Here is a 2,542-nt window from a genome sequence, read left to right as displayed (position 1 = left end):
TTGTTCCTGTTCCTGTGATTCGGTAAACTCCCTCAGGTAAATTCTCATAAGTTAATGTACTCGTATTTATCGTTCCTGCATAAGGCCCTCCACTTAAAACACTTATACTATAACTTAATGGATTGATACTGTTATTTAACTCGGTTATCTGAATAACTCCGGTACTGCTTCCATAACATATATTATTAACACTCGCTACGGCACTGAAATTCGGTACAATCGCCGGGGAAATTGTGATTTGTTGTGTTATCATACAACCTGAAGTAACATCTGTCATAATAATTTCATAAGTTCCTTCAGCAGTTACTGTATGAGTTGTTGAAGTTGATGTTCCTAAAATACTTCCCGAAGTTAATGCCGGATTAGGTGTAGCACCTACTCCATTAATTGTATATGTAAAGTTACCTGAGGTACTTAAACCTGCTCCTGAATCTACAGTTATTCCTATAACAGCTTCTCCTGGTACACAGTTTAAATTCTGAGTAGTTATTAATGTAAAGTCTAGCTCAGGATAAATTATTATTCCATTTTGAGCTGCGGTACAACCATTAGCATCTTTTACAACTATATCATAACTTCCAGGTGTTAAACCATTAAAAGTATAACTTGTATTAGTTGTTGAAGCTGAGTATGTTGTTCCTCCATCACTAGAATACTGGTAAGGAGGTGTTCCACCAAGAGCTAAACCATTATTTCCTGTTACAGTAATTGTTTTATTAGTTCCACAAGTACTTGTTGTTATATCTCCTATTTCTAATGTTGGTGAAGGACTTAATGTTAAAGTAACCGGACCTAAAGTTGTAGTACATCCATTTGTATCTGTTATCGTAACTGATACATCTACAGAAGTAACTCCTCCTAATGCTGCATCATCCACTGAAATTATATTTCCAGTTAAAGTAAATGCTATTAAATTACCAGGAACTCCTGTTTCATTAACTGTAGCTGCATAAGTATATCCCGGGAAACCTCCATTTACCCCCTCTATACGCACAGTTCCATCAACATCACAGGTAATATTGTTTACCACTGTTAAATTACCAGCAATAGGAGTTCCGTCTTTAATTTCAACATCAGGACTACCCCATGAACAAGAAGATGCCATTCCTGAATCTCTTTCTATTACTAAATAATAAGAACCAGGATTAAGCCCAGAAACAACTAAGTCATACGGATAAGTAACTGTATTAGCTATGGTTCCTGTAACTGGTGTTGTTAATGGTGCATTAGTGATAGCATCAAACAATTGCCAATCGATTGTATTTAATTCCAAAAGACCATCAGTATCATTTATAGTAAATGTTATTTCTCCATCATTTAATGTTCCAGAACAAGACTCATTACTAGTTGTAGCAGTAATATCTACATCGTAACTCGAATCAGGGAAAGTTAATGGTAAATCATTCATTTCTATACACCCGGTATTGGTATCTCTAACATAAAACTGGTAGTTCAATCCTGGAGTTATATTGGTAAAAATATGTCTTCTAAAATCAGAATTTGGATTTGTAGGATCTAAATCTACCGGTCCTGCTTGGATAGCTGATAACCAAGGCCCCGTTGATGAATTTATCGAAAATTCAAAAGGACCTAAACCGTTAAGAGCTCTTACTGTTACATTATATCCCGTTGTACAGTCTCCTGAAGGTTGAACATCTACAACTATACCACTTACATTAAACGGTATAATATATTGTCCATAACTTAAAATACATCTTGTATTACCCGTTCCTCCGGTTCCATCAGAAATTCGTAAAGTTGGATATACAATATCTCCCGGATTGTATCCTCTAATCTGACCGTTAGTGAAATCAAACCAAGTAACTCCGTTATCTACACTATACTGTAATGTATACGGTGCATAATTGGCTGGATTTATATTGATAAAATTAAATCCGGTATTAGCAGGATCAGATACACCACAAAGTGGTGGTGGTACTCCTTCAATATCCATTACTAAAGCCGTCGGGTTGGTTAAAGTAACTACTTTACTATCTGTACACCCTAAACTATCTGTTATTGTTATTGTATAGGTTTCTGCCGGTAAATCATTAAAAGAAGTTGATGTTCCAACAAAATTTGTCAATGTAGCAACTGTAGCTCCTCCTGAATTAGTTACGACAAAACTATGTGGAGACTCTCCATTTGAAATAGTAATGTCAATACTTCCTAAATCACCATTACAAACAGGTTGATTTGCTGTTTCTGAAATACTAACATTTACTACACTAGCAATAACAACATCTTCAATTATAAACTGACAATAGCCAGCTGCTCCATTTTGATCTCTAATATACACATCATAAGTTCCGGCCGGTTGAGATATTGGATTTGTATTGTTAAATGTTCCATCAGCCGGTATTGGATCATTAGCTGTAACAACAGAATACACATAATTTCCGTCTCCTCCTAAAGCAGTAACATTTATAGCTCCATTTGAACAACTTGCATTTGTTACAACAACCGTTCCGGTTAATTGATCGTTGATTGTTACTGTTTGTTGTGCTCCACTACATCCTGCTCCATCTACTACATCTATCGT

General features: G+C 35.6%; 1 protein-coding gene. It reads right to left on the bottom strand.

Features of this window, described 5'->3' with window-relative positions; translation table 11 throughout:
* Positions 1–2,542: hypothetical protein (locus tag ACQY1Q_RS09385; protein ID WP_431005050.1), on the bottom strand; the 2,542-nt coding region annotated here is incomplete at both ends.

Origin of the sequence: Tenacibaculum sp. TC6, assembly GCF_050606265.1 — a bacterium.
GTDB lineage: Bacteria > Bacteroidota > Bacteroidia > Flavobacteriales > Flavobacteriaceae > Polaribacter.
Note: the sequence above shows the minus strand (reverse complement) of the source record. Positions and strands in the feature narration are given on the sequence as shown.